The sequence below is a fragment of the Leptospira yasudae genome (assembly GCF_003545925.1).
In the GTDB taxonomy this organism is placed as follows: Bacteria; Spirochaetota; Leptospiria; order Leptospirales; family Leptospiraceae; genus Leptospira; species Leptospira yasudae.
Window position 1 is genome coordinate 612,273 of record NZ_QHCU01000002.1, and the last position, 23,691, is coordinate 635,963.

Sequence of the window (23,691 nt, forward strand, 5' to 3'; positions counted from 1 at the left end):
TTCTCCTTATATAACCTTAGCTTCTTCTCTGAGAGCTTTAACGAGTTGAGATGCGAAACCGTTCGCGTCAGCCGCTTCCAGTTTTCTACCTGGAATTCTTGGCGGAGGAGGTTCGAGTCCAACAACTTCGATTTTGCTAGCAGGGCTTCCGAGATCCGCAGCGGATTTCGTTTCAACCGGCTTTTTCTTAGCAGTCATGATTCCTTTGAGAGAAGGATAACGAGGTTCGTTCAATCCTTTTTGCGCCGTAAGAGCGACAGGAGTGGAAGTTTCAACGGTTTGAGTTCCGCCTTCTACTTCTTTCGTAGCTTTTACCGCAGTTCCGTTGATTTCAAGGCTAACCGCGAAAGCAACGTGAGGAATGGAAAGAAGTTCCGCAACTTGAACCACTACTTGAGAAGAATCCGTATCGATGGATTGTCTTCCTCCGATGATTACGTCCGCGTTTTCCGCTTTCGCGAAGTTTGCGATCAGTTCAGCGGTGTTGTTCGTGTCGAAAGGAACGTAGTTGTCAACCTTGATGTGAACCGCACGGTCTGCGCCCATTGCGTAAGCGGTTCTAAGAGCCTCAACGACTCTGTCCGGTCCGAGGGAAACGGCGATTACTTCTCCGCCGTGCTTTTCGCGCAGTCTGATCCCTTCCTCGATAGCAAATTCATCATAGGGAGAGATAATCCATTTGATTCCGGCTTCGTTGATGGATTTATCCCCTACTTTAATACTGGTTTCGGTGTCAGGTACCTGTTTCACTAATACGATGATTTTCATTAAATGGGTACTCCAAAAAAATTAGTGCTGTTAAACACAAAAATCTTGTGTCTATGTCGTGCAAACCACTTTTTCGACGGGTCTAAGCGGCTTCTTCGGTCGAAAGCAGATATTTCAACCAGTAATAGGTCCAGATCATAAATCCGATTACGATCAGAACGTTTGCGTCCGTCTTTATGAAAAACGCAAGTCCCCAAAATAGGGGCAAAAGCATCCAGGCACAAAGAGACAGAAGCAGAAAAAGCGATTCTTTTTGAAAGGGAGAATTCAGAGCGTCTTGGAATCGGGAACGAATCGAGGACAATCGGAACGGATTTCCCGTGTTTCCTTTTTGAGCCGCGCTCTTATAATATAGAAATAAAAAAAGTCCACAAAGGATTGTCAAAATGAGAGCGTAGATCATAAGATAGTTTTTGGAAAACAAAGATTCTCTGTCGAGCTGTTTTAGTCGTGGGGAAAAGGATATTAGAGAAGAGGACAATATGAGAGCTATACTTGAAAAACCGAATGATTTATACAACCCGACTGAGAACCACCTCGCTCTTCGGGAGAACGTAGCGAAATTCGCGAAAGAGAACATGGATACTCAGGCGAAGGAGAATGACGATCACGAAACGTTCAATCTTCCTTTGTTTAAACGATTGGGTGCCGAACTGGGACTTTTCGGAGTAACGGTTCCGGAAGAAGACGGGGGAATGGGATTGGACGCGGTCGCCGCGGTGATCATCCACGAGGAAATGTCCGCTTACGATCCCGGATTTATGCTGTCGTATCTGGCTCACGAAGTTCTATTCGTAAACAATTTCTATCACAGCGCCAACCCCGCGCAAAGAGCGAAGTATCTTTCCAAAGTGATTTCGGGAGAATGGATCGGCGGAATGGGGATGACGGAACCCGGAGCGGGAACCGACGTACTCGGAATGAGAACGATCGCCGTGAAAAAGGGCGACAAATACGTGTTAAACGGATCCAAGCAGTACATCACCAACGGAAATACGGGAAGCGTATTCTTAGTTTATGCGAAGATGAATAAGGATTCCAAAAAGATGACCTCCTTTATCGTGGAGAGCGCTTTTCCGGGATTCAGCGTGGGTAAAAAAGAGGAGAAGATGGGAATGCGTTCCTCTCCGACCACGCAGCTTATATTCGAAGATTGTGAAGTTCCTGCGGAGAATTTAGTCGGTCAGGAAGACGGGGCTCTCGTTCACATGATGCGAAACCTCGAAATCGAACGCGTGACCCTTGCCGCTCAATCCTTGGGAATCGCAAAACGTTGCGTGGACATCATGGCCGATTATACGATTCGTCATAGAGAAGCGTTCGGGAAAAAGCTCGCCGAGTTCGGACAAATCCAAAGACTTCTCGCGGAATCCTATGCCGATTATCAAGCGGCTCGTGCGCTTGTGTATCAAGTCGCAAGCGGAATCAACCCGGATAGTCGAAATTCTCTTGGAGCCGCTTCCGCGAAATTGGTCGCGACTCAAATGGCAGAACGAGTGTCTCGGAATGCGATCCAAGCGCTCGGCGGTTATGGATATTGCAGAGAATATCCTGTGGAACGACTGCATAGGGATTCGATTCTTCTTTCCATCGGAGGAGGAACGAACGAGGCGATGCAGAAGAATATCGTGGCCGACTTGAAAAAGATCTACGAGGGAATCGCCTGAGTAGAAAGAACATACAGCTCACGGAAAAACTGGAAGAGTATATCTTCCGGAATTCCGTTCGAGAGCCGGACTCTTTTCGAAGATTGCGGGAAGAGACCGGCAAACTGGCTCAAGCCAACATGCAAATCAGCCCGGAAGAAGGGCAGTTTCTCCACATTCTCACCAAACTCAGCGGCGCCAAACGAATCATCGAAATCGGAACGTTTACCGGATATTCTTCCCTTTGTTTTGCGAGCGCGCTTCCGTCGGACGGAAAAATTCTTTGCTGCGATATCAGCGAAGAATGGACGACGATCGCTCGCAAACATTGGAAAGAAAACGGTCTTGAATCCAAGGTCCGTTTGAAGATCGGATCTGCATTAGAAACTTTGCAAGTGATTTTAGATTCTAAATCCGCGCCGGAATGGGCGTCCGATTTTGCGTTCGGTTCTTCTACGATCGATCTGGTGTTTCTGGACGCGGACAAGGAGAATTATCCGAACTATTATCCGTTGATTCTTAAGCTTCTCAAACCCGGAGGGTTGTTGATAGTGGACAACGTTCTTTGGGACGGAAGCGTAGCGGATGAGACGCATCAGGAAATCTCCACAATTGGAATCCGCAAACTCAATGAAATGATTCACAGCGACGAGTCCGTGGATGTAAGTTTGGTTCCGATCGCGGACGGAGTTTCTTTGGTGAGAAAGAAGTAACGTTGTAACGTTAAGCGCTTTGATTCTTGCGCGGAAAATAAATCGTTCACTCACTCCAAATTCTTTTTTCAGCCGAAATAGTTTGGTTCTTTTTCGATCTTCGATCGGATTTATAGTTTCCTTCTCGTAAACCTCATTCAAAAGATACTTCCCGCTTTGATAGATTCATTGATTAGAGTTGGGTCTGCAAACTATTTGGAGCTAAAATCGTGAATCCATTTCAACAAACGAGTGATACATCTAAAAAGCGGTCCTTGGATCCTTTGTCTTATGAAATCCTAAAGAGTGAAATCGTTCGAACCAAAATTCTCTGTATGTTTTTTTCTTTTACGTCCGCGTTGATTGGAATCATATTCACCGTTTTTAATGAAAAGATTAAGAAAGAGATCGGCGGGGAAATCCCTTTTTATCCGGTTCTCGGAGTGAACATAGGGATCGCCGTTTACGAATGGATCGCGAATCGAATCTTCAATCGATTTTTGAAGAATAAGAAAAACATCATTCCTTTTGCGAGATTCGTGAACGTATTCGTGGAGATAACCGCCATCGGATTGCTGATTTGGTTAAACGTTAAAATTTTCGCGTCCCCTTTGATTCCATTGTATTCTCCGGCCGTGATGATTTTCTTTATGTTCATCATTCTTTCGGTTTTACGACTCGAGTTCTGGTTGAGCGTATTTACCGGATTTTTGGCCGGAGTAGAACTGTTTGCATTAGCATATTATTATATTCCGCAGAATCCGATTCCGATGCCGATTCAATTTTTCAACACGTTTGTGCCTTTCGTTTCCAAAGGGCTTTTGTTTTTATTCAGCGGAGTAGCGGCGGGATTGGTGGGGCTTCAACTAAAACGTTCCTTGATTTCCGCAATTTCAGCGGTTCAAGAAAAGAACGAAGTGGTCGGTATGTTCGGTCAGTATGTTTCACCCGACGTCGTGGATAAGCTTTTAGAACAAAAGAACGAAAACTTTTCCGAGTTCAAAAGCGTCTGCGTTCTATTTTTGGATATCCGTAATTTTACCAGCTTCTCCGAAAAAAGGGCTCCCGGAGAAGTGATCGATTATCTCAATTACATCTTCAGTCATTTGATCGATATCGTGAATCAACACAACGGTATGATCAATAAATTTCTGGGGGACGGTTTTATGGCTGTGTTCGGCGCTCCTCTTTCGGACGGATCGAACGACGTGAAGAATGCGGTCGATGCATCGATGGAAATTCTCAGGAAAATCGAATTTCTAAATCAGGAAGGTAAGATTCCCGAAACCAGCATCGGAATCGGTTTGCATACCGGCAAAGCGATGACGGGTAACGTAGGTTCTGAAACGAGAAAAGAATATACGATCATCGGAGACGTCGTGAATCTCGCATCCAGGGTCGAACAATTGAATAAACAATTCGGAACGAAACTTTTGGTAACCCAAGCGGTTTACGAGGAAATTAAAACGACGATGTCGGGCAGACATCTTTCTTCCATTCATGTGAAAGGAAGAGAAGAACCGGTCGACGTTTACGAGTTGGATAAAGTTTAAACCTCTGCGTTGTTCGGACTTTTGAGATCGGGAAACAAAATAAATCTTTGATACGTTTGTAGGGTTTTAAGTCGTAATTGTTTTTTTGAAACTGAGCGGTTACGAATTCGATGCGATCGATAGAAAAGAAACGAATTCTGAGGCAAAAGTTTTAGCAGAGAGAAGGGAACGTTGAGCGCTTTTACAAAGCTTGGGTTTGGATTCCTGAGAATGGAGTCCCGGATTTAAAAAAAACGGGGAATGAAAACTTCGTATTCCCCGATTCTTATTCTTTAATCAATCTCTCGATCGTTCTTTCGGAGAGCTGTTTCATTTGAACGTTTTTACCGGTGATCGCTTCGAGGGATTTGGAGAAATTCTCCTGACCTTTGAGCATCCCGACGGAAAAAATATTCTCGGATTCTACTTCTAAGTTACGGATCGTGTCTGTGAGTTTGTTTTTCTTTTCCTGAATTTGCTCTTTCAGAACGGCTTGATCGATATCCGGATTCTCCGCGAGTTCTCGGAACAACGGGGTTTCCCCGAACAGAATGTTGATGAGTTCGCTGTTCGGCGTGGCTCCTTCGTTCAAAACTCCGAGCTTCATTTGTTCGCGGGAGAATTCTCCCTGAAGACTAGAAAGGGTTTCCTGAATTTTCAGATAACGGGAAGTGAGTCCCGATGAAAATTCCGTTTTATCCAGACTTCCTTGTCCATCTTGAGCGGATACGGTTTTGCCGCTAACGGAAGACCGTTTATCGCGGATCAGCTTTTCCGCAGAGCTTATCAGATTTGTGAGTGGAACGTCCATGTTCTTTCCTCCTCTTCAGAATTCGGATCCGGAAAGAATTTACCGACTTGGCGTGAACGTTAGTAGGAACTTCTTTCCTGAAGGATTCTATGTCGCATCAAAGATCTTACTTCTGGAGACAATCTATACTAGATATCGGACGAACTCTCTGAAATAAATGAATTTTTTTTCCGGAATTATAAAAAAAATTCAGTTCGCGCTAAAGCTGTTAATAATTTTTTGAGCGGATGGGGCTTCGATTTTGTCTCCTGAAACTCCGCGATTTCCAAATTCTTATGCAAATTGTAGTATGAGAGAAGGCGCTAAAGATTCATTTTTCGAAACATCCAGAAACACAATCCGAGAAAAAGTCCGGGCGTGATCCAAACTCCTACGAAGGGGGGAATCACTCCGTTTTCACCGAGGGATTTTCCCGCGGAGTTGAAGATATAATAAATCAACACGACTCCGATCGTGATTCCGAGCGATGCGACTCCCGCCGTTTTCTTCGTAAAATATCCCGCAATCGTTCCGATCAACGTTACGATGATCGTCATCATCGGCAAAGCAAAGACGGAATGTTTTTCCGTAAGAACATCTCCGTAGGAAAGTCCTTTTTGAATTCTTCGTTTTTCCTCTTCTCCGAGTTGAAAGAGATTCATTTCTTCCACGGAACCGGCGGGAACCTTAAAGTAAGTGGGGTCTTCGGGAAGTTCGTATTCCTTTTCGTCGAACGATTCTTGAGAGGACAACTTAAGGTCGTTGTCGAAATGCCATTCTTCGACCTTCTTCATTTTCCAAAGTCTCGTATCGTAGTTATACTTTGCCTTTAAGGAAGAGATCACCGTTTCGGGAGAACCGTCGGGTCGAAGACGGATATAATTGAATCCGCCGTTGATTTCGTCCTTATCGGGATCGTAGAAGTATAAATAATAAAATCCCTCTTTTCCTTTTACGTGAAACTGATAGACGCTGTTGGCGAGGGTTCCCATCCCTTCGGTGAGAGTATCGTGTTCTATCTTGGCGAGTTTGTTGACCGGTCTTACGATGAACTCCGTTCCGAGCAGCATAACGACCCACATCAAAATTCCGAATAGAATGAGAGGCGCTACGATTCTGAAAAAGGAAACGCCCGCGGCCATCATGGATACGAGTTCCTTGTTCACGGAAAATTGGCCCACGGTGAAACAGATCGAGAACATCAAGGACATCGATACGACCGTGGTCGAGATGATCTTCGGCAGACTGTAGATTAAAAATAATGCGACATGATAACGAGGGGCTTTGGTCGCGGTGAAATTCCGCATGTTGTCGTTTACAAGAGAAAGCAGCATGATTCCCGTGAGAAGAATCACGGTTCCGATAAAGATCTTAAAAAATTCCCCGAATAAATATCGATCTAAGAGTTTCGGCGGAAAAAATTCTTCCTTCCATTTGCGGAAGAAGGACTTAAAAAAATCGGAGTTCAACGGAATCGATGTCATACTCGGTTATTTTTCGGAACTTCCGCCATTCTGAACGAACTCCGCGAAATGACAACCACAAGAGAGTTTGAAATTCGAATCTTCCCGTGGGACAATATGCCCACGGTTTTCTATGGCGATTTGATCCTATCGAAAAACCGCAAAACTCGTGAGATACAAGGCTCCGCTGATGATTCCCGCCGCAACCGCAAACCGAAGAATTCCCGGAATCAATCCGTCCGCGGTTTGAAACCGATCCCAAAGATCCAAACGGGTTTGTAGTTTTCGTTCCTGACCCGGAACCAAGGTCGGATATTCGGGAACGGATTTCGACGGCGAAGGGGCCGCTTCCATTTTCGTTTTCGGATTCCGGATTTTTTCCGCGATCTTCGCTTCCGCGAGAAGAAGTTTTTCGAGACTCGCTTGTTTCAGCGCGTAAAGCGCGTCGATCGCCTCGTTGATCCAGGAATCGACCACTTCCAACCACTGCTGCATATTGTCTTCGGTCGCACGGGTGAATTTGAATTCGCTGAACGCGGAATTCCAATCCTTCAATTCCAAACGCTCGAGAAGTTCTGAATCTAATATTATGTTTTGCTTATGATTGTGCACGGCCTCGATCGCGTCGTAGACTTGATTGCCTGCGGATACGAGACGGATCAATTCCTGACTGCTCACGTGCCGATCCGCCGTTACGACCGCATATACGTTGTTCAACAAAGCCCTGCTGTCCTCGATATTCTCCATCGAGTGAACCGCGTAGTGAAGCAAGTCCATCAAGCCGCGCAGATACTCGGGCCATCCTTGGCCGATCTGTTCCGCCGCTCTGAGATGGGCCGTTCTGCATTTTTGATCGTGCGCGAAAACCTCCTCTTGCAGTTCCTTACAATCCTTCTCCAAACTTTCGATGGCCGAGGGAAGTTCCTTTTTTTTGAGTTCCGTTCCGCGAAATCGGATGATTCCGTCGGGAGGAGTGTAGAATCCTTCCTTCAACGCGGTCAGAAGATTTTTTTCCTTTTCAAGAGAGCGGAGCTTCTCCAGCTGTTCCGTTAAACTCGGCGGATACAATTCGTTCAATGCGTCCGGAACGGAATCGATCTTCGCTCCGTAAAATTCATTTGGAGATGACGCATAACGTGCAAAGGATCTTCCCAAATACGCGCCTCGATAACGACTATTTAGATATTCCTTTTCGTAGAATTGATCCACCGCATTCAGGATTTCCGCGTCCTTGCTCAGCTCGGTTTCGTAACGGGCAAGAAGCCGATCCGTGAATTTTTCACGAAGAGAATCCGCGTCGTCGAACACCAGCCAACTGCTTCGATCGTCGAGCAAACCGGGAACGTATCTTTTTTTCGCGTTCGCTTCTCTTTCATGATTGTAAGGATGGGTCGCCCACATTCTCGGAGGTTGAGCGATCTCGGACGTGAATATACGATGTCCCTGCGGATTTTCCGAAGGCAATTCGGGAACCCTTCCGTAATTCGGATTGTTCCAAAGATTTCTAGACTTATCGATGATTTTCGAATGAACCGGAAAAATATCCTTGGCCGCTTTTCCCAAACGAACTTGATCGACAAGAAAACCTTGGGTCGTTTCCCAAGCTTCGTCCGCCGCTTGCAGTTTATGAAGCGCGTGAATCAATGCGTCGCTTCCCGTAACCGAAACGGCCACGAGGTCCGCTTGGAATTCCATTTCTCTGGAAAGCGCTCTTTGCGCCAATACGACAAGATTGAAAAAGGATTCCAGAGCGGATCGCAAGGACCAAATGATTAAGCGAAGCGACCAACCGATCCAAGCGACCCGAATGTCGAATCTCGAAACCGAACGAAGAAAATCATCGAGCGCGTCCCTTCTTCCGATTAAATGCGCGGCGATCTGCTGCGCGATATAAACCCAATTTCCCACCGCCATGCTGCGTTGTGCGAAATGTCCGAACTCGTGAGCGAGAACGGCCTTGAGTTCGCTGATGCTCAGTACGTTTACGAGAGCGAGTCCGATCTCCAAATTCTTTTTGGAAGGGAAGAAAAAATTGAGCATCGATAAATCGTAAAACACGCACGCGTTGACTCTCGGCGAAAGAAACACTCGGTGCGGACGGGGCGCTCCGGTTTCGTCCGCTAAACGGTATAAGAAATGAAACAGTTGGGGCTGGTCTTTGGCGGTGATTTCGTATTCTTCTTCCACGCTTCCCTTTTTTACGAAGAACAAGGCCTTGATCATAAAGACGGCGATCAACCCGGAACCGATTCCCGCGATCCAGGAATAAATCCCCGCTCCGCCTTCGTCCAATCCGTGTCGAATCAAGGAATACGACGACCAAGCGAACCATCCGCTTAATGCGAGATATACGAGAAGAAAAAGAACCAGACCGATTACGGTCAGCCAAAGATTTCGTTTGTGAGCCCGGTTCAATCCGGTAAGATCCGAAGGAATATTCGCGGGGCTTGCGGGGTATAAGTGATCCATAACAACGTCCTTGAATTCGAGGATTTTGCGATTGTTTGTTCTATCGGTCAAGATTGAAACGAAAGACACAAAACGAAAAGAACCGGTTAAAACCCGCGCAGAGAGGGCGAATATTTGGATTGACGCTTTCGTTTCACCGCGCGATTCTTCCGAAGGAAAGGAGTCACTCATGAAATTTCGTTCTCTTCTTGCTATTGCGTTCGCGGTTTCTTTTACAACAGGCGCCCTGTTTGCCGAAAAATCCACGGAAGAACATATCAAATCTCTTTCTTCCGGTTCCGATTCCGAAAAATACGAATCCGCGGTTGCGCTCGGAAAGAATAAGGAAAAATCCGCAATCCCAGAACTCATCAATCTTCTCAATCGTAACAACGAACCGAAGGTTGCTTCCGCTGCAGCGATCGCTTTGGGAAGAATCGCGGAGCCGGGCGACGCGACCATCGCTCTGAAGAATAAAATTATTTCCTCCGAAAACGGAGACATCGTTTACGCTTCTCTCGCTTCTCTTTTGAACATCACGACTAAAAACGAAAAAGTAGAAGATTCCACAAAAGAAGCGTTCGAATACGCGGATAAGAATCGCAGAGGAGACGAGTTCGTTTCCGATTTTCTGGATCTTATCAAGAAGAAGTTAAAACTCTAATTTCCTCAAGACCTTGTTGACTCCTCCGGAAATCAGCCGGTATTCCCGGAACATTCTTCTGGATGAAGTAAAACGAAAGGGTCAAGAAGCCCTCAAGTCCTCCCGAGTCACCGTGATCGGCGCCGGGGGGTTGGGTTCTCCCGCTCTCTATTATCTCGCCGCGGCAGGAATCGGAAAGATCCGAGTTTTGGATTCGGATACGATCGATACCACGAACCTGCAAAGACAAATTCTGTTTAAACATTCGGAGATCGGTCTTTCCAAGTCGGAAACGGCAAAACATAGAATCGAAGAATTGAATCCGTACATCGAGATCGAATCGTTCCCGGTTCGTTTGAATCCGGAGAATGCGGAGCAGCTTCTGAAAGACAGCGATTTGGTTTTGGAAGGTTCGGATAATTTCGAAACTAAGTTTCTAACAAACGACGTCTGTTGTTCATTGGAGATTCCTCTTTTAATCGCGGGTATTCTTCGTTTTGACGGGATGGTTTTGGGAATTCGTCCGGGTATCGATCCTTGTTATCGTTGTATTTATGAAACTCTTCCTCCGGCGAACGCGATCCCGAGTTGTTCGGAAGCGGGCGTGATCGGAAGTATGGCCGGAATCATCGGAAGCATTCAGGCGACCGAGGCCGTAAAATTTTTGCTCGGACTTACCGCTTCGGAATCTCCCGGAGTTTTCGGTTCCATGCTTCAGCTCGAATCGAAGTCTATGGAGTTTCATAAGGTTTCGCTAATCAAACGGCAGGACTGCAAGGCTTGTTCTCATCTATGAGTAAAAAAGAAACTTCTAAAATAGGAAAAGGATATCTCGACCAATCGGATATTCTGAAGGAATTTCAGACGCTTCCCGGAGTGGGAAAATCGATCGCAATGGATTATTGGAATCTCGGTTTTAGAAGTCTCGACGAAATCCAAACCGAAGATCCCGAAAAATTATACGTTCGCTGCTGCGATCTTCACGGAGGTTACGTGGATCGTTGTATGCTTTACGTTTTTCGATGTGTTCACTACGCGTTGAATACGAAAAAGCCGAACGCCGAAAAACTCAAGTGGTGGAACTGGAAGGATTCCGAAAAACCTCAAAAGTCGAAACGATAATTCCCGCCGATTTGAAAATACGTCAGAACGGTTTTCGAGTCGTACAACATCGGAATCAAAATTCTCGGCCCGAAGATCTTCAAGCCGATCTGTTCGCTACCGCCTTCGTTGTCCGTAATGTATCCGGTTTGAAGCGTGTTTTTCAGGGTCATATTGCTTCCCTCCGCAAAAACGCTGAAATTGCCGACGACTCTCGCGGAAAGTTTGAGATTGACTTCGGTTCCCGTCGATTTCCACCAATAATCCAAACCTATCGAATTGAGACGGATCGTGGAAGTGGAGGAGTCCGTTCTATATTCGTAATTTTGCAGGCTGGAAGGGCTCGACATGGTCAGATGAAGCAGTTGTCCCTGAAACGTATATCGTTCCAAAAACCTGAATTCGAACCCGATTCCGTAGCTAATCCCTTTATGAGTTTGAGAATATTCGCGAAAGCTAATGCGGCTCGGATTGATTCCGCTTGCGGTCGTCTGTCCGAAACTGTCCACTTCCTGACTGGTCTTAGACCAGATTCTTTCCACGCCTCCGAGAATCTGCACGTCCAAAACAGGGTGCGGATACGGAGTAAAACCGATACGGGAGGAAACCTTTTGGAATTTCGTATTCGCGTCGCCTACGATCAGGTTCGCCGCTCTTTCGCCGGAACTAGAGGAACCGCCGCCCGTTCCGAAGGCTAACGTTTGAATACCGCTGACGTCTATGTTTCCTTTCGCTTCGGTTCCTCTCAGCTCGACCGTAAACCGGTTCCATGCGTATTTAAGACGAGTTGTCGAACTGCTGTTCGTCGACTTGTACGGGTCCAAAAGAATTTCCGCTTGTCCCGAACCGCCGAACAGTAAACCCGCGTATTGAATCGTTTGATAAAAGGGACGAAGCTCGGTTTGCTCCTTTCCGCTTCCGGCCCCGAAGGAAGCTTCGAGATAATGTCTTTTGGAAGCCGAAAGTTCCTGCTCTCGTTTTTTGGCCTTTTCCTCTTTCGCTTTTAGTTTTTCCGATTCTGCCTTTTGCTTTTCTGCGAGTTCGGCCGCTTCTTTCTTTTGTTTTTCTGCAAGTTCGGCGGCTTCTTTGGCTTTCTTTTCTTCCTCGTTTACTTGCGGTTCCTTTTTCGTCGTAGCATCCGGAATTTTTGCGAACGAGATTTTTCGGATCGTTGCTTTCGGAAGAACCTTTACGGTTCCGTCGTCGAGTTTGAATGTCACCGATTCCTTATCCTGGCTTACGATATGTCCCTCCATCTTTTGACCGGACTTTAAAAGAAGGGTTTCGCTTCGCAGCGAAAAAGAAAAAAGAAGAATGATTATTATAAGATAGGTAATATTTTTTTTCATAAGCCTTTCGATCTGAAACACAATAACGGGAATGTTAACACACCGATGAAATCCCGCAATTCGATTTAAAAATCTTATGATTAAATTCGATGGAAAAGATATTCGAATTTAAACCTTGAGAAAACGGAAATTTACGTTTTTGGAATGGAAGAAGTATGAAAAAAGTAAGATTACGATCGTAATAAAAAAAGTTCGAACGTTCGTTAGAGGATTTTATTTTTTAAGAAGGAGATTAGCTTTTCTTCTTTGTCGAGCTTGCTTTCCAAAAGAAGAATCTTCAAATTCTCCGGAGGTTTCGAAATTTTAATCAGATCTTTTTCCGTACAAACGAGATAGTCGTTGTCTTTCGAAATCGTATCGAGCGCGTTTTCGTCTTCCATCGTATATGAGTGGTGATCGCGGAACGCTCTCGTTTCCAGCTCCAACGGTTGAAACTTGCGGATCATCGAAAAGAAAACCTCAGGATTTCCGATTCCCGTAAAAGCGTACACCTTCTTACCGTAAAAGATTTTCGGAGAATCCAACTGAAGGTCGGGCGATAATAGCTTATCCGGTTCGGATGAAAAACGGAGAATTCCCTGCGGAAATTTTTTCTGAATGTTCTGAACGATTCTTTCCACCGAAGGTTCGTATTTCGAGAATACGATCCAATCCGCCCTTGTAAGCGAGGAAATCGGTTCGCGAAGATTTCCGGCGGGGATCAGAAAACGCTCGCGATGAATCCTGCTCGAATCCAATAAAACCAGATCCACGTCTCGTTCCAATACGTGATGTTGAAATCCGTCGTCCAAAATGACGATCGGGTCTTCCTGCATCTTCAATTCTTTTTTAAAACGAAGATAGGACGCGTATCGATCCCTTCCGATCCATACTTCCGCAAACGGAAGATGTTTTTTTAAAAGAAGAGGTTCGTCTCCCGCTTCTCTCGGAGCCGATTGTATCGTGACTCGATATCCGTTTTTCGATCCGGTCGCGCCGTATCCACGGGACAACAACACGATTTTTTTTTCCGGGAACTCCCGATGAATCAATTTTGCAAGATAAATGGAGAAGGGGGTTTTTCCCGTTCCGCCCATGGAAAGATTTCCCACGCTGATCACGAACGCGCCGGGAAGTTTTTTCTTTTCCGTAAACTTCTGATCCAAAAGAAAAATTCCTCGATAGACGAACGAAAGCGCGTATAAGATCGGAAATAGAACGACTTGTAAAAGCGAAAGAGGGGTGAAGGACTTCATGAGAGAATTATAATTTTCTTATGTTAAAAACTTTCGGATGATTCGACGAACTGGATGTCGTAGAGTTTTTTGTATTTTCCGTCGAGTTGGATCAGTTCCGCGTGGGTTCCCGATTCCACGATTCTTCCGTTTTCCATCGTAAAGATTCGGTTCGCGATTTGAACGGTGGAAAGTCTGTGCGCGATGATGATTACGGTTCTGTTTTTGTAAAGGGATTCGAGCGCTTCCTGAACCAGTCGTTCCGATTCCGTGTCGAGTGCGGAAGTCGCTTCGTCCAAAATCAGAATTTCCGGATCGAGCAATAAGGCGCGTGCGATCGCGATTCTTTGTCTTTGACCGCCCGAAAGCATTACGCCTCGTTCGCCCACGATCGTGTCGAAACCTTCCTCCATGGAAAGGATAAAGTCCATCGCAAAGGCCTGTTCGCACGCGGCGTGAAGTCGATCCTCAGAAACGTTCGAATTTCCGTAGCAGATATTTTCCCGGATGGTTCCGTTGAATAAAAAGACCTGCTGCGATACGATTCCGATTCTTTTGCGGAGATTGCTCAGATCCATTTCCCGAAGATCGATTCCGTCGATGGTGATGCTTCCTTCCTGAGGATCGATCAATCTCGGAACAAGATCGACTAACGTTGATTTTCCGGCTCCGGACGCGCCTACGAGCGCGATCGTTTCTCCTTTCGGGATTTCGAGATTGATTTCCTGGATCGCTGGGTTTTTCGAGCCCGGATACGTGAAGGTCACGTTGTTAAACGAAATGCCTTTCTCGATTCTTTTTAGGAATTTAGGATTCGCGGGATTTCGAACGTCGGTTTCCTGATCCAGAAGTTCGAACACCCTATCCCCGGCGGAGATCGCGCTTTGGATCGAGTTGGCCAACATGCTCATCTGTTTGAACGGTCGCATTAAAAAGATCAGCGTTAAAAAGAAGGCCATGAACATCCCGCGGGAAAACGTTCCGTCTTCCATCAGATACGCGCCGAAGCTCAAAAAAATCACGGCTACGATAGAGCTGAATAATTCGGTAAGGGAAGGTCCGACTTGGTGATAAAAATGTCCTTTGAACGTTTTGTCCGAAAGATCTTGGTTGAATTCCCAGAAACGTTTCGCTTCCACCTTCTCCATCGAGAACGCGCGGATCACGCGGATTCCGGAAATGACTTCCTGGAGATGTCCGTTTAACGAGGACAGACGTTCCTGCTGGTTTCGGGTCGCCCTGCGGATCTTATCGGCGAACGCGGAAACGGGACCCATCACGATCGGAACGATGATGAACACGGCAAGGAACATCTTCCAGCTGAGATAAAGAAGAAGAAGCAAATGCGTGACGATGTAAAAGAAATCCGTGATCGCGTCCTTCAAATCCGAACTGATCAGTTTACCTAGAACTTCCACGTCGTTGATGATTCTACTCATCAAAATTCCCGTTTTTTCCTGAACGAAGTGATTGAGGGGAAGAGTCTGCGCCTTTGCGTACAGCTCCGCCCGCAAATCCCGAATCGCGAGATAACCGGCCGAGTTGATACAATACACCGCCGCCGCGAGAAAGATGAGCTTCAAAAGATAAACGGGAAAAACGATAAAACAAAACAGAAGAACGAGTTCATCGTGACTCATTTTCTTCAGAGAAGAGTTCAGCTGCACTTTCCAGTGAGCGAGCTGCAGTTCGATGGATTCCACGCTCGTAAAAGAATCCTTCTCTTCGTAACGTTGGATCAGTGCTTTGTCTTTTTTGGTCAGGGAAATTTCGAAATTCGTTTTTTCTCCCGTACCGAGAGAATCGAAAATCGGAATCAAAGAAGTAAGAGAAGCTCCGTTCAGAACCGAAACGAGAAAAGAAAGTACGATCCCCGAAATCAATCTGTATTTGTACTTGAAGGAATACTTTAGGAGCCGTTTATAGATGTTCATTGGACAGGTTTAGTCTTTTGAATACTTCTCTACCCTTTTTTGCAGGAATCGTTGTTTTGTCCCTTCTTTTTTCCGGTTGCGGTTTGCAGGAGGAAGACCCCGAGGAATTGATTCTTTCTTTGCCTTCCGATCCGATCAGTTTGGACCCGCTCTTTTCCACCGATTTATCTTCGCGCACTTTGGGAAAATTCTTATACCCGTTTTTATTTCAAAAAACGCCGGACGGAACCCCGGCTTATCAACTCGTGGAATCGCATCAATTAACCGGCAAGGGAGAAGTGCGTTCTCTCAAACTCAAACTGAAATCGCATCGATTGACGAACGGTGAAGAACTGAACGCCTCGCAGGTAAAAGAATCTTTGGATCGGCTCAGAAACACTCCCGGTCCGCGACGGAATCAATACGCGTTCCTAAAAGAAATCAACGCGATCGGTGAAAAAGAAATCGAACTGAAAATCACGGGAGGATTGCGGCAAGCAGTCGACGCTTTGTCCTTGCCGCCCGCTGCAATCGTATGCTGTAAACCTTCCGAAGCGAATAGTTTGGAGGCGGAGTCGTTTGAAACATTAGAAAAAAAGAATGTATCCGTCGCTGCGAAAGCGGGCAGATATGTTCTCAAAGAATGGAAAAAGAACAATTACATTCTTCTTGAAAAAAATCCTTCTGTGACCGAGGATCTTCCGAAAAAAATCCGTTTGCGGATATTGGCTTCCGCTTCCACCGGCGTTTTTCTTTTTTCCAAAGGAAGAATGGATCTGATGCGTCTTCCGAACTTCTTATTAAAAAATCCTCATATTCAAAAGGAAAATCTCCGTTTTCGAAAAGGATCGGGCGTACAATACATCGCGATCAACGCGAACGAACCTTGTTTCGACGTGAACTTTAGGAAAGCCTTAAATACCGCCGTCAATCGCCATCTCGTCGTCGAAAAGCTTTTGGAAGGAAACGCAGATCCTACGTTCGGCCCGGTCCCGCCCGTAAGCGTTTCGCAGACAAAGATGCAGGAGATCGCCGGCACGAATCCCGACTTTTCGGCGATTCAAAGTCATTCTCCGGAAAAGGCGAAAGAATATCTGAAAAAGTCCTCTTGTTATCCGAACATTTTGGAAAGAGAAATCGATTTTAGAATGCGGGGCGACGACGAAAACAATGCGAACGGTTTGGCCTTGGCGGGTTTTTTAAAAGAACTAGGACTCAAGGTGAAAATCCGCCCGATGGAAAAGGCCGTTTTGTATAAGGAAAATGGAGAAGGCAAAGGGGATCTAACGTTGCTTTTTTGGTACGCCGATTTGCCGGGCGCTTGGAACTTTATCGATCCTTTGTTTTCCGGAAAGGATAAGGGGAACGGCGGAAACCGAGCGCATTATGAAAACAAGGAACTCGAACTTCTTTTTACGAAGGCGAGAAGTTCGGATTCTTTGAATCTTGAAACGGAAACGACCAAAGCCTTGCAGATTCTTTTGAGAGAATATCCTTGGATTTTTCTTTGGTCGCCGTATGAGACGTTTCTAATATCCGAAAAAGCGAAACGGTATCCTAGTTTGGCGGAATATCTTTAGTTGGCGGAAGTTCGAGTTCTACCGAATCACCGTCTCCTTCCTCCGCTTGCGGAAGAATCGTTCTATCGTTGGTCGCGGTTCCGCCTTCCGGAGCGGTCGTTTCCGGTGTTCCGGTTGTCGTTCCCGCGGGAGGCGCGGGTTGTTCTCCGATATAATAATACTGACCGTATAACGGATACGTGCAGGGAACGGAAGAATGAAGAAGACTTCCCGTGTCGCCGCACACGTCCACTTTCACAAAATCGCCGTTAAACGGTTTGACGAGCGTGTCCGAAAAGCCGATGTTTCTTGCGATATAACTCGCGTAACGAAACCAGATGTTTCCGCTGATTGCGGAACCGGAACCTTCGAACGGAGCGCCCACGTCGTTTCCGATCCACACGGTGGTCACTAAGTCGGGGTTGACTCCCGCAAACCAAGCGTCGCGAACCCCTTTGCGGCTTCCCCATTTTTTACGCGCTTCCTTCGGAGATTGAACCGTCCCCGTTTTACCGCCCATCGGAAACGAATCCTCCGCTTTGAGACGGAGCTTCATCGTTCCTTGTTCGCTCAACACGCCTTCCAAAAGATTGATCGTTTCCGCACACGCGACCGGATCGAGGATTTGAATCGCCTCGTTCGGATCTTTTAAAGGAGCGGAAAACATCTCGCTTCCTTCCATATCCGTGATTCTTAATATCTGAACCGGAGTTACTTTCTTTCCGCCGTTTGCGATCGTCGCGTAGATCAGCGCCAGTTCCATCGGAGATAATTCCCCCGAACCGAGAGCCAGAGAGAGATTTGGTTGGAATCTTTTTTCCAGAGTCGCCTTGTCGATGTCCAAGATCATCCCGATCTTTTCGAGAAAGTCGCTCACTCCGAATTCGTTTAACAATTTCACGGCGATCGTGTTGATCGACTGTGCGAACGCGATTCTCGCGGTGACTTCTCCCTTGTAACCTTTGTACCAATTTTTCGGCGAATATCCGCGTATGTTGATCTCTTCGTCCATCACCTTGGAGGAAGGAGTGATGATTCTGTTTTCGAACGCGATCGCGTAGACGAGTGCCTTGATCGTGGAACCGGGTTGTCTTACGGCGGAAACCGCGCGGTTGAGTCTGAATATATTAGAAATCTTGTAACTACCGACCATCGCTTCGATATAACCGTTTCCGGGATTGATCGAAATCAGGGAACCGTTCATGTTGTCGATGATGGATTGTTGGATTCTCGCTTCTTCCGAATCGCCTTTTTTCGCGTATGCCGCTTTGACGTCGCTCAGCTTTTTGCGGACGGACTCGATCCCTTCTCGCAAAGACTTCTCCGCAGCGTCTTGTTTGTCGTAGTCCAAAGTAGTGTAGACGTTCATTCCTCTGGTTTCGATATCGATTTCGGAAAACGTATCGAGGATATGCTGACGGATTCCGTAATTGAAATCGGGCGCGAGATTGACGGTAAAGTCTTTGTCGAATCCGTATCTTGCGATCTCGGAAGCGTAGAATTCTTTTTCTCCGTCTTTTGTTATCTCGACCTTATACAAGGATTTGAAGGATTTCAGATTTGCGTCGATCTTCTTCGCAAAATTCTTATCTATGCTGGACGGATTCGGATGAAGCTGCGTGTTCTCGGACATAGGAACCATCACGAGCTTCTGCCGTTTGAGAGCGGTCTTTAAACTGCGAACGGGATTGTAATTGGATGGAGCGGGAATGATACCCACGAGCATCGCCGCTTCGGCGGGAGTCAATTCCGCCGCGGCCTTGTTGAAGTAATAACGGCTCGCTTCTTCGACTCCCGTGTTTCCTTCTCCCAAAAAGATTCGATTGAGATACATCGAAAGGATCGTGTTCTTGTCGAACTGACTTTCGAGATAAAACGTACAATAGAATTCCGTAATCTTGTTGAATATGTTTCTCGCTCCGAGATCAAGAGTCAGCTTTGCAAGCTGTTGTGTGATCGTCGAACCGCCTTGTTTTTGAAACGTGGTAAGGTTGATGAGAATCGCACGCAGAAGTGCGGTATAATTGATCCCGTGATGATTGTAAAATTCCCGGTCTTCGGAGGAAAGAAGGGCCCAGACGATGTTGCCGTGTTCCTTGAGATTGTCCGTGCGGATCGGCTTGAACTTTCTTCTGGAAAATTCCCCGATCAATTTTCCGTTTCGATCTAAGATTCGAATCGGACGGATCTGACTGATTTCGTAATAATTCGTGACTTCGTTTTTGAACTTATCGAGATTGGAAACGACTTCGTCTTTTTTGGTGAGCCAAACGACGTAAGAACCTCCGATCAAAAACGAGGCGATCGCGATCGCGGCGATCGTCGCATAACGGAGAATTTGCCGCCAGTGCGCTTTGGAAAAGAGGAAAAGTTTACGAACGGTTTCTTGGATTGAACTTAGAAGGGAGAATACTTTCTCGTTGCCGGATGCCATCATTTCCTCTTATCGAATCGGATCTCAGAGAAAGACAATAGAAACCGTGGAAACTTTGTAAAGTATTAGAAAACCTTCGGGGTAGAATCCTGTAAGATTTTAAAACGCTCTTCCCGTTGCGAATTTTTAAAATGTCAATCCGAATTCGTATCGATAGATTTGTGGGAACTCCCACAAAATCGGGTTTTTAGAAAGGTTGACTCCGGTTTTTCGTTTTTTGGAAAGAACTTATTTTTAAATTGCGGATCTTCCCTAAAATCACCTCTTTTTGAGAATCGTGAAATTCACTCTTCGATTCTTTTTGCGTCCTTCTTCCGAATCGTTTTTGGCGAGAGGCATCTCGTCTCCGAAGCCGCGCGTTTGAATTCTTTCCGAGGGAATCGAATGTTTTTGGGAGAGATATTCCGCAACCGCCTTGGCGCGTTTTTCGGAAAGAAGACGATTGTCCTTTTTCTTACCGACGTTGTCCGTATGACCTTCGATCTGAATTTCGATCTCGGGATTTTCTTTGATGATTTCGGCGAGACGATCGAGTTCCGGCGCTGATTCGGGAGCGATTTGAACGCTCTTGGATTCGAAGAATAAATTATTGATCTGAATCGTTCCGCGTTCCTTGATCGGCGGAAGCTGCAAAAGAACCTCCACCTTTTCGGAAATTTTCTTTTTGGAACTCAGATTCAAATTTTGGGAAACGGGAAGATATCCCTTCTTCTGCGCGTAAAAACCGTAGTTCTCTCCAAAGGGGAGAATGATCGAAAAATTCCCCGTGGAAGGATCGCTCTTGGCGCTTCCGATTTTCTCATGAGACTTTAAAGATTCGTAATGTATGTCCGCGGACAAAGGATTTCCGTCCGTGTCTACGACCTTGCCGTTTACGACGACCACAGTTTCCGGACGCATCTCCTTCGGAAGATAAGCCATAAACAATTGGCCTTCTTTGCTGATATAAGCCCAATCGCTGTTTGCGGGAATCGAAAAGAAGTTCACGCCTTTCAGGTTTTCCGAAACTTCCACTGGTTTGGTCCATTGATCCCAACCGTCTCCGATTCTTCTCGTCATATAAATCGAAAGGCCTTTGTGCCCGTCGCTGGAAAAATACAGAGTCCGATCGTCGCTCGCCAAGAACGGAGCCATCTCTTCGTGATCGGAATTGATGACTTCTCCGAGATTCGTTCCCAACGGAAACGTTCCGTCGCTTAACATTTTACTCGCATAAAGATCGAGTTTGCCTTTCGAGTCTTTGTGCTGGGAGGAATAGATCAGAATTCTTCCCGAAGAGGAAAGAGTGGAACCTCCGAACACTTCCTGACTGGAATCGTTTTTCTTTCGATAGAGATTATAAAAATCAGGAAATTTTAATATACTCGGCTTGGACCAGGAATCCTTCTCCTTAAAACTTTTGTACAAAGGAACTCTTCTCGTGATCTGTTTCGTCTTCTCGTCGTAGTCGTTTCTGAGTTCTTCGATTTTTTTGCGGTATTCGTTCGAGTTCTTGGAGGAACGCGCGGCCGATTCTCCCTTCGCTTCGAATTCCTTTTCGAGTTCGTCCAAAAGTTCTTTTTCTCCGAACGTCCCGAAGACGAAGAGTTCGTTTCCGCCCGGCAAAGCGGAGATGACCGCGGAAGGCATTTCGTTGTTGAGCGGAGCGCTCATTTCTTTTCCGTCTTCCCAAAACCCTCGGTCGTCGAGTTTGGAATACCAGATCTTCTGCGTTCCGGAGCGGCCGCGTTTGATGTAAGCCGTCCAAAAAAGATGTTTCCCGTCCGGAGAGGCCGTCGGATTGAACGCGAATATATTATGATTTACGTAATCGGGAATTTTTTTGATCGTCCAGGGTTTGAGTTCCTTCGTATCGAGAAAGGGATAGATTTCGTAACGGATCGGATTGCAGGTTGCGCCTTTCATGTTACAAAGAATCCGTACCGTCTTATCGTTGAGTTTGGAAAGTTCGGAAGTGATCTCGTTCGATTCGATCGGGACGTACGCGTTTTCGGCGGCTAATAGTTTTCCGAACTGAAGGATCTTACCGATCAATAATTTATCCTCGGCTTGAAGGCCGGTTAAAAACGGAAAACTCAAGATCAAAGGAAGGATTGCCTGAAGTTTAGAACGCATACGTTTTAAACTTCGGAAGAATTTCAAAAGTCCTTAATTCTCCTTTTTCTTGGCAAAAAACCCTATCTTGAAAATCATGGTCATGATTCTCCCCTGGCAGGTATTCTCAGATGATCAGCACTTCCGGATTAACCCTAAACTTTGGTAAAAAAATTCTTTTTGAGAACGTTTCGGTTAAGTTTAAGGAGAATTGCAGATACGGATTGATCGGAGCGAACGGTTCCGGTAAGTCCACGTTCATGAAAATCCTTGCGGGATTGGAACAGGCGGCAAACGGAGCGGTTTCCATCGACGCGGGATTGAAGCTCGGATATTTAAAACAGGATCATTACGAATACGAGAACGAAACGGTGCTCAACACCGTGATTATGGGGAACAAGGAACTCTGGGAAGTTTCCCAGGAACGGGACGCGATTTACGCGAAACCCGAGATGTCCGACGAGGACGGAATGCGTGTTTCCGAACTTGAAGAAAAATACGGAGAACTCGGAGGTTACGAAGCGGAAAGTACCGCGGGCGAACTTCTCGAAGGTTTGGGAATTCCCACGACCAGTCATACGCAGACTCTCGCATTTTTAACCGGAGGTTTTAAACTTCGGGTATTATTGGCTCAGGTTTTGTTTCAAAAACCGGACATTCTTCTTTTGGACGAGCCTACCAACCACTTGGATATCAAGACGATTCACTGGCTGGAAGAATTCTTAACGAACTACCGCGGCGTCGTCATCGTTATCTCTCACGACCGTCACTTTATCAATTCGATCGCGACTCATATCGCCGATTTGGACTATCAATCCTTGACCATCTATCCGGGCAACTACGACGACTTTATGGAAGCGTCCACGATGGCCCGCGAACGTCTGTTAGACGAGAACAAACGCAAGAAGGAAAAGATCGCCGAACTTCAGGACTTCGTAAACCGATTCAGCGCGAACGCGAGTAAATCAAAACAAGCGACTTCCAGGCAAAAGCAAATCGAGAAGATCAAACTCGACGACGTCAAACCTTCTTCCAGGGTTTCTCCTTATATTCGTTTTAAAATGAAGAAGCCGCTCGGTAAGGACGTAATTCTTGCGGATAACGTTTCGAAATCTTACGATCGTGCTATCTTTAAGGATTTTACGATCAATATCACCAAAGGTGAGAAGATCGCGATCATCGGAACCAACGGAGTCGGAAAGACCACCTTGTTAAAAACGCTGATGAAACAGATCGAGCCCGATACCGGTAAAGTAACGATGGGAGAATCCGTAACCGCTTCCATTTTTCCTCAGGATCATAGAGAAGGTATATTAGAAGACGCTGATACGATTGTGGAATGGTTGTATCGTTACGCCGATCCGGGAACCGAGTTGGAAGAGATCCGGGCGATTTTGGGAAGAATGTTGTTCAGCGGCGATATGGCCAAAAAACCTACCAGCGTTCTTTCCGGGGGAGAAAAATCCAGAATCATCATCGGAAGAATGATCATGACCGGAGACAATCTACTCGCGCTCGACGAACCGACCAACCACTTGGATTTGGAAACGATCGAAGCGTTGAACTACGCTTTATCCATCTTTGAGGGAACTGTAATTTTCGTTTCTCACGACCGCGAGTTCGTATCTTCTTTGGCGACTCGGGTGATCGAGGTTTCCACCGAAGGAATCCGCGATTTCAAAGGGTCATACGAGGACTTCTTGGAACGAGAAGGTGCGGAATTCTACAAACGTTTATCCGGCGGTCCTGTTTTAGCGGAATCCTAACGAGCGCCCATAGGAAGCGAGTTATCGATATGATCGCGGAGCGAAATCATATCGCTCTTTGCGAAGCAAAGAAATAGAGCGCCCTGAAATGCGACCCGTAGAGAGCATTTCACTGAGTTCGAACGAAACTGAAACGAGACATGTGCCTCCTTCTCTACGGATTATTCTGCAGGAAGCGAGTTATCGATAGGACCGCTGAGCGAAATCCTATCGCTCTTTGCGAAGCAACGAAATAGAGCGCCCTGAAATGCGATCCATAGAAAGCATTTCACTGAGTTC

18 protein-coding genes and 1 pseudogene are annotated in these 23,691 nt (G+C 46.2%); 9 read left to right on the forward strand and 10 right to left on the reverse strand.

The genetic code is table 11. The features are described 5' to 3' along the window. Positions 1 to 6: 6 nt before the first annotated feature. Together DLM76_RS08140 and DLM76_RS08145 are read right to left on the reverse strand one after the other, a co-directional pair. Complete coding sequence (locus DLM76_RS08140; RefSeq protein WP_118954076.1) at positions 7 to 768, reverse strand: electron transfer flavoprotein subunit beta/FixA family protein; 762 nt, start codon at positions 766 to 768, stop codon at positions 7 to 9. Between the two features lie 82 nt (positions 769 to 850). Next, a complete protein-coding gene (locus tag DLM76_RS08145; protein ID WP_118954075.1) occupies positions 851 to 1,192 on the reverse strand; it encodes an LIC10362 family protein in 342 nt (113 codons plus the stop codon). Between the two features lie 58 nt (positions 1,193 to 1,250). Here DLM76_RS08145 and DLM76_RS08150 point away from each other — a divergent pair, with 58 nt between their 5' ends. From DLM76_RS08150 to DLM76_RS08160, 3 genes are all read left to right on the forward strand, one after another. Continuing rightward, on the forward strand, positions 1,251 to 2,435 hold the full coding sequence (locus tag DLM76_RS08150; RefSeq protein ID WP_118954074.1) for an acyl-CoA dehydrogenase family protein: 1,185 nt from the start codon (positions 1,251 to 1,253) through the stop codon (positions 2,433 to 2,435). Beyond that, positions 2,432 to 3,127 carry an O-methyltransferase gene (locus DLM76_RS08155; protein WP_118954073.1) on the forward strand — a complete coding sequence of 232 codons (696 nt, stop codon included), beginning with the start codon at positions 2,432 to 2,434 and terminating at the stop codon, positions 3,125 to 3,127. The genes DLM76_RS08150 and DLM76_RS08155 overlap by 4 nt, the downstream gene beginning before the upstream one ends. Positions 3,128 to 3,333: 206 nt before the next feature. Next, a complete protein-coding gene (locus tag DLM76_RS08160) occupies positions 3,334 to 4,659 on the forward strand; it encodes an adenylate/guanylate cyclase domain-containing protein (protein ID WP_118954072.1) in 1,326 nt (441 codons plus the stop codon). 265 nt (positions 4,660 to 4,924) lie between these two features. On the opposite strand, the gene DLM76_RS08165 is transcribed toward DLM76_RS08160, so the two are convergent. Continuing rightward, positions 4,925 to 5,449: an LIC10415 family protein gene (locus DLM76_RS08165; protein WP_118954071.1), complete on the reverse strand. Its 525-nt coding sequence runs from the start codon at positions 5,447 to 5,449 to the stop codon at positions 4,925 to 4,927. On the opposite strand from DLM76_RS08165, the pseudogene DLM76_RS21695 reads away from it, so the two are divergent. Further along, a pseudogene (locus tag DLM76_RS21695) lies at positions 5,448 to 5,672 on the forward strand (hypothetical protein). The gene DLM76_RS08165 and the pseudogene DLM76_RS21695 overlap by 2 nt on opposite strands. Positions 5,673 to 5,751: 79 nt before the next feature. On the opposite strand, the gene DLM76_RS08170 reads toward DLM76_RS21695, so the two are convergent. After that, the gene (locus tag DLM76_RS08170; RefSeq protein ID WP_118954070.1) at positions 5,752 to 6,912 is read right to left on the reverse strand and encodes an LptF/LptG family permease; all 1,161 of its coding nucleotides are present in this window, start codon (positions 6,910 to 6,912) and stop codon (positions 5,752 to 5,754) included. Between the two features lie 126 nt (positions 6,913 to 7,038). Continuing rightward, the gene (locus DLM76_RS08175; RefSeq protein WP_118964963.1) at positions 7,039 to 9,360 is read right to left on the reverse strand and encodes a M48 family metallopeptidase; all 2,322 of its coding nucleotides are present in this window, start codon (positions 9,358 to 9,360) and stop codon (positions 7,039 to 7,041) included. A gap of 169 nt (positions 9,361 to 9,529) precedes the next feature. Here DLM76_RS08175 and DLM76_RS08180 point away from each other — a divergent pair, with 169 nt between their 5' ends. From DLM76_RS08180 to DLM76_RS08190, 3 genes are read left to right on the forward strand one after another with little or no spacing between them, the layout of a single operon-like run. Further along, positions 9,530 to 10,003: a HEAT repeat domain-containing protein gene (locus tag DLM76_RS08180; RefSeq protein ID WP_118954069.1), complete on the forward strand. Its 474-nt coding sequence runs from the start codon at positions 9,530 to 9,532 to the stop codon at positions 10,001 to 10,003. Positions 10,004 to 10,016: 13 nt separating this feature from the next. Beyond that, positions 10,017 to 10,778 carry a HesA/MoeB/ThiF family protein gene (locus DLM76_RS08185; RefSeq protein WP_118964878.1) on the forward strand — a complete coding sequence of 254 codons (762 nt, stop codon included), beginning with the start codon at positions 10,017 to 10,019 and terminating at the stop codon, positions 10,776 to 10,778. After that, positions 10,775 to 11,104, forward strand: a complete 330-nt coding sequence (locus tag DLM76_RS08190) for a helix-hairpin-helix domain-containing protein (RefSeq protein ID WP_118954067.1) — start codon at positions 10,775 to 10,777, stop codon at positions 11,102 to 11,104. The genes DLM76_RS08185 and DLM76_RS08190 overlap by 4 nt, the downstream gene beginning before the upstream one ends. Here the strand turns inward: DLM76_RS08190 and DLM76_RS08195 are convergent. The 3 genes from DLM76_RS08195 to DLM76_RS08205 all read right to left on the reverse strand — a co-directional run bounded on the left by DLM76_RS08195 (position 11,086) and on the right by DLM76_RS08205 (position 15,580). Next, positions 11,086 to 12,432, reverse strand: coding sequence for an LA_0442/LA_0875 N-terminal domain-containing protein (locus DLM76_RS08195; protein ID WP_118964879.1), 1,347 nt, complete (start codon positions 12,430 to 12,432; stop codon positions 11,086 to 11,088). The two genes, DLM76_RS08190 and DLM76_RS08195, sit on opposite strands and share 19 nt — an antisense overlap. Positions 12,433 to 12,635: 203 nt before the next feature. Continuing rightward, the gene (lpxK, locus tag DLM76_RS08200) at positions 12,636 to 13,667 is read right to left on the reverse strand and encodes a tetraacyldisaccharide 4'-kinase (protein ID WP_118964880.1); all 1,032 of its coding nucleotides are present in this window, start codon (positions 13,665 to 13,667) and stop codon (positions 12,636 to 12,638) included. 23 nt (positions 13,668 to 13,690) lie between these two features. Further along, positions 13,691 to 15,580 carry an ABC transporter ATP-binding protein gene (locus DLM76_RS08205; RefSeq protein WP_167450740.1) on the reverse strand — a complete coding sequence of 630 codons (1,890 nt, stop codon included), beginning with the start codon at positions 15,578 to 15,580 and terminating at the stop codon, positions 13,691 to 13,693. Here DLM76_RS08205 and DLM76_RS08210 point away from each other — a divergent pair. Next, a complete protein-coding gene (locus DLM76_RS08210) occupies positions 15,580 to 17,139 on the forward strand; it encodes an ABC transporter substrate-binding protein (RefSeq protein WP_118964881.1) in 1,560 nt (519 codons plus the stop codon). The two genes, DLM76_RS08205 and DLM76_RS08210, sit on opposite strands and share 1 nt — an antisense overlap. Here DLM76_RS08210 and DLM76_RS08215 read toward each other — a convergent pair. Next, a complete protein-coding gene (locus DLM76_RS08215; protein ID WP_118964882.1) occupies positions 17,117 to 19,552 on the reverse strand; it encodes a transglycosylase domain-containing protein in 2,436 nt (811 codons plus the stop codon). The two genes, DLM76_RS08210 and DLM76_RS08215, sit on opposite strands and share 23 nt — an antisense overlap. Before the next feature lie 258 nt (positions 19,553 to 19,810). Continuing rightward, positions 19,811 to 21,667, reverse strand: coding sequence for an OmpA family protein (locus tag DLM76_RS08225; RefSeq protein WP_118964883.1), 1,857 nt, complete (start codon positions 21,665 to 21,667; stop codon positions 19,811 to 19,813). A 110-nt stretch (positions 21,668 to 21,777) separates the two neighbouring features. Here DLM76_RS08225 and DLM76_RS08230 point away from each other — a divergent pair, with 110 nt between their 5' ends. Next, the gene (locus tag DLM76_RS08230; RefSeq protein ID WP_118964884.1) at positions 21,778 to 23,412 is read left to right on the forward strand and encodes an ABC-F family ATPase; all 1,635 of its coding nucleotides are present in this window, start codon (positions 21,778 to 21,780) and stop codon (positions 23,410 to 23,412) included. The last annotated feature ends 279 nt before the right edge of the window (positions 23,413 to 23,691 follow it).

Bases quoted from the DNA above. Each gene is read 5' to 3' on its own strand.
- DLM76_RS08140 (WP_118954076.1), bottom strand. From the start codon at position 768: ATGAAAATCATCGTATTAGTGAAACAGGTACCTGACACCGAAACCAGT.
- DLM76_RS08150 (WP_118954074.1), top strand. From the start codon at position 1,251: ATGAGAGCTATACTTGAAAAACCGAATGATTTATACAACCCGACTGAG.
- DLM76_RS08165 (WP_118954071.1), bottom strand. From the start codon at position 5,449: ATGGACGTTCCACTCACAAATCTGATAAGCTCTGCGGAAAAGCTGATC.
- DLM76_RS08170 (WP_118954070.1), bottom strand. From the start codon at position 6,912: ATGACATCGATTCCGTTGAACTCCGATTTTTTTAAGTCCTTCTTCCGC.
- DLM76_RS08175 (WP_118964963.1), bottom strand. From the start codon at position 9,360: ATGGATCACTTATACCCCGCAAGCCCCGCGAATATTCCTTCGGATCTT.
- DLM76_RS08180 (WP_118954069.1), top strand. From the start codon at position 9,530: ATGAAATTTCGTTCTCTTCTTGCTATTGCGTTCGCGGTTTCTTTTACA.
- DLM76_RS08190 (WP_118954067.1), top strand. From the start codon at position 10,775: ATGAGTAAAAAAGAAACTTCTAAAATAGGAAAAGGATATCTCGACCAA.
- DLM76_RS08195 (WP_118964879.1), bottom strand. From the start codon at position 12,432: ATGAAAAAAAATATTACCTATCTTATAATAATCATTCTTCTTTTTTCT.
- lpxK (WP_118964880.1), bottom strand. From the start codon at position 13,667: ATGAAGTCCTTCACCCCTCTTTCGCTTTTACAAGTCGTTCTATTTCCG.
- DLM76_RS08205 (WP_167450740.1), bottom strand. From the start codon at position 15,580: ATGAACATCTATAAACGGCTCCTAAAGTATTCCTTCAAGTACAAATAC.
- DLM76_RS08215 (WP_118964882.1), bottom strand. From the start codon at position 19,552: ATGGCATCCGGCAACGAGAAAGTATTCTCCCTTCTAAGTTCAATCCAA.
- DLM76_RS08225 (WP_118964883.1), bottom strand. From the start codon at position 21,667: ATGCGTTCTAAACTTCAGGCAATCCTTCCTTTGATCTTGAGTTTTCCG.
- DLM76_RS08230 (WP_118964884.1), top strand. From the start codon at position 21,778: ATGATCAGCACTTCCGGATTAACCCTAAACTTTGGTAAAAAAATTCTT.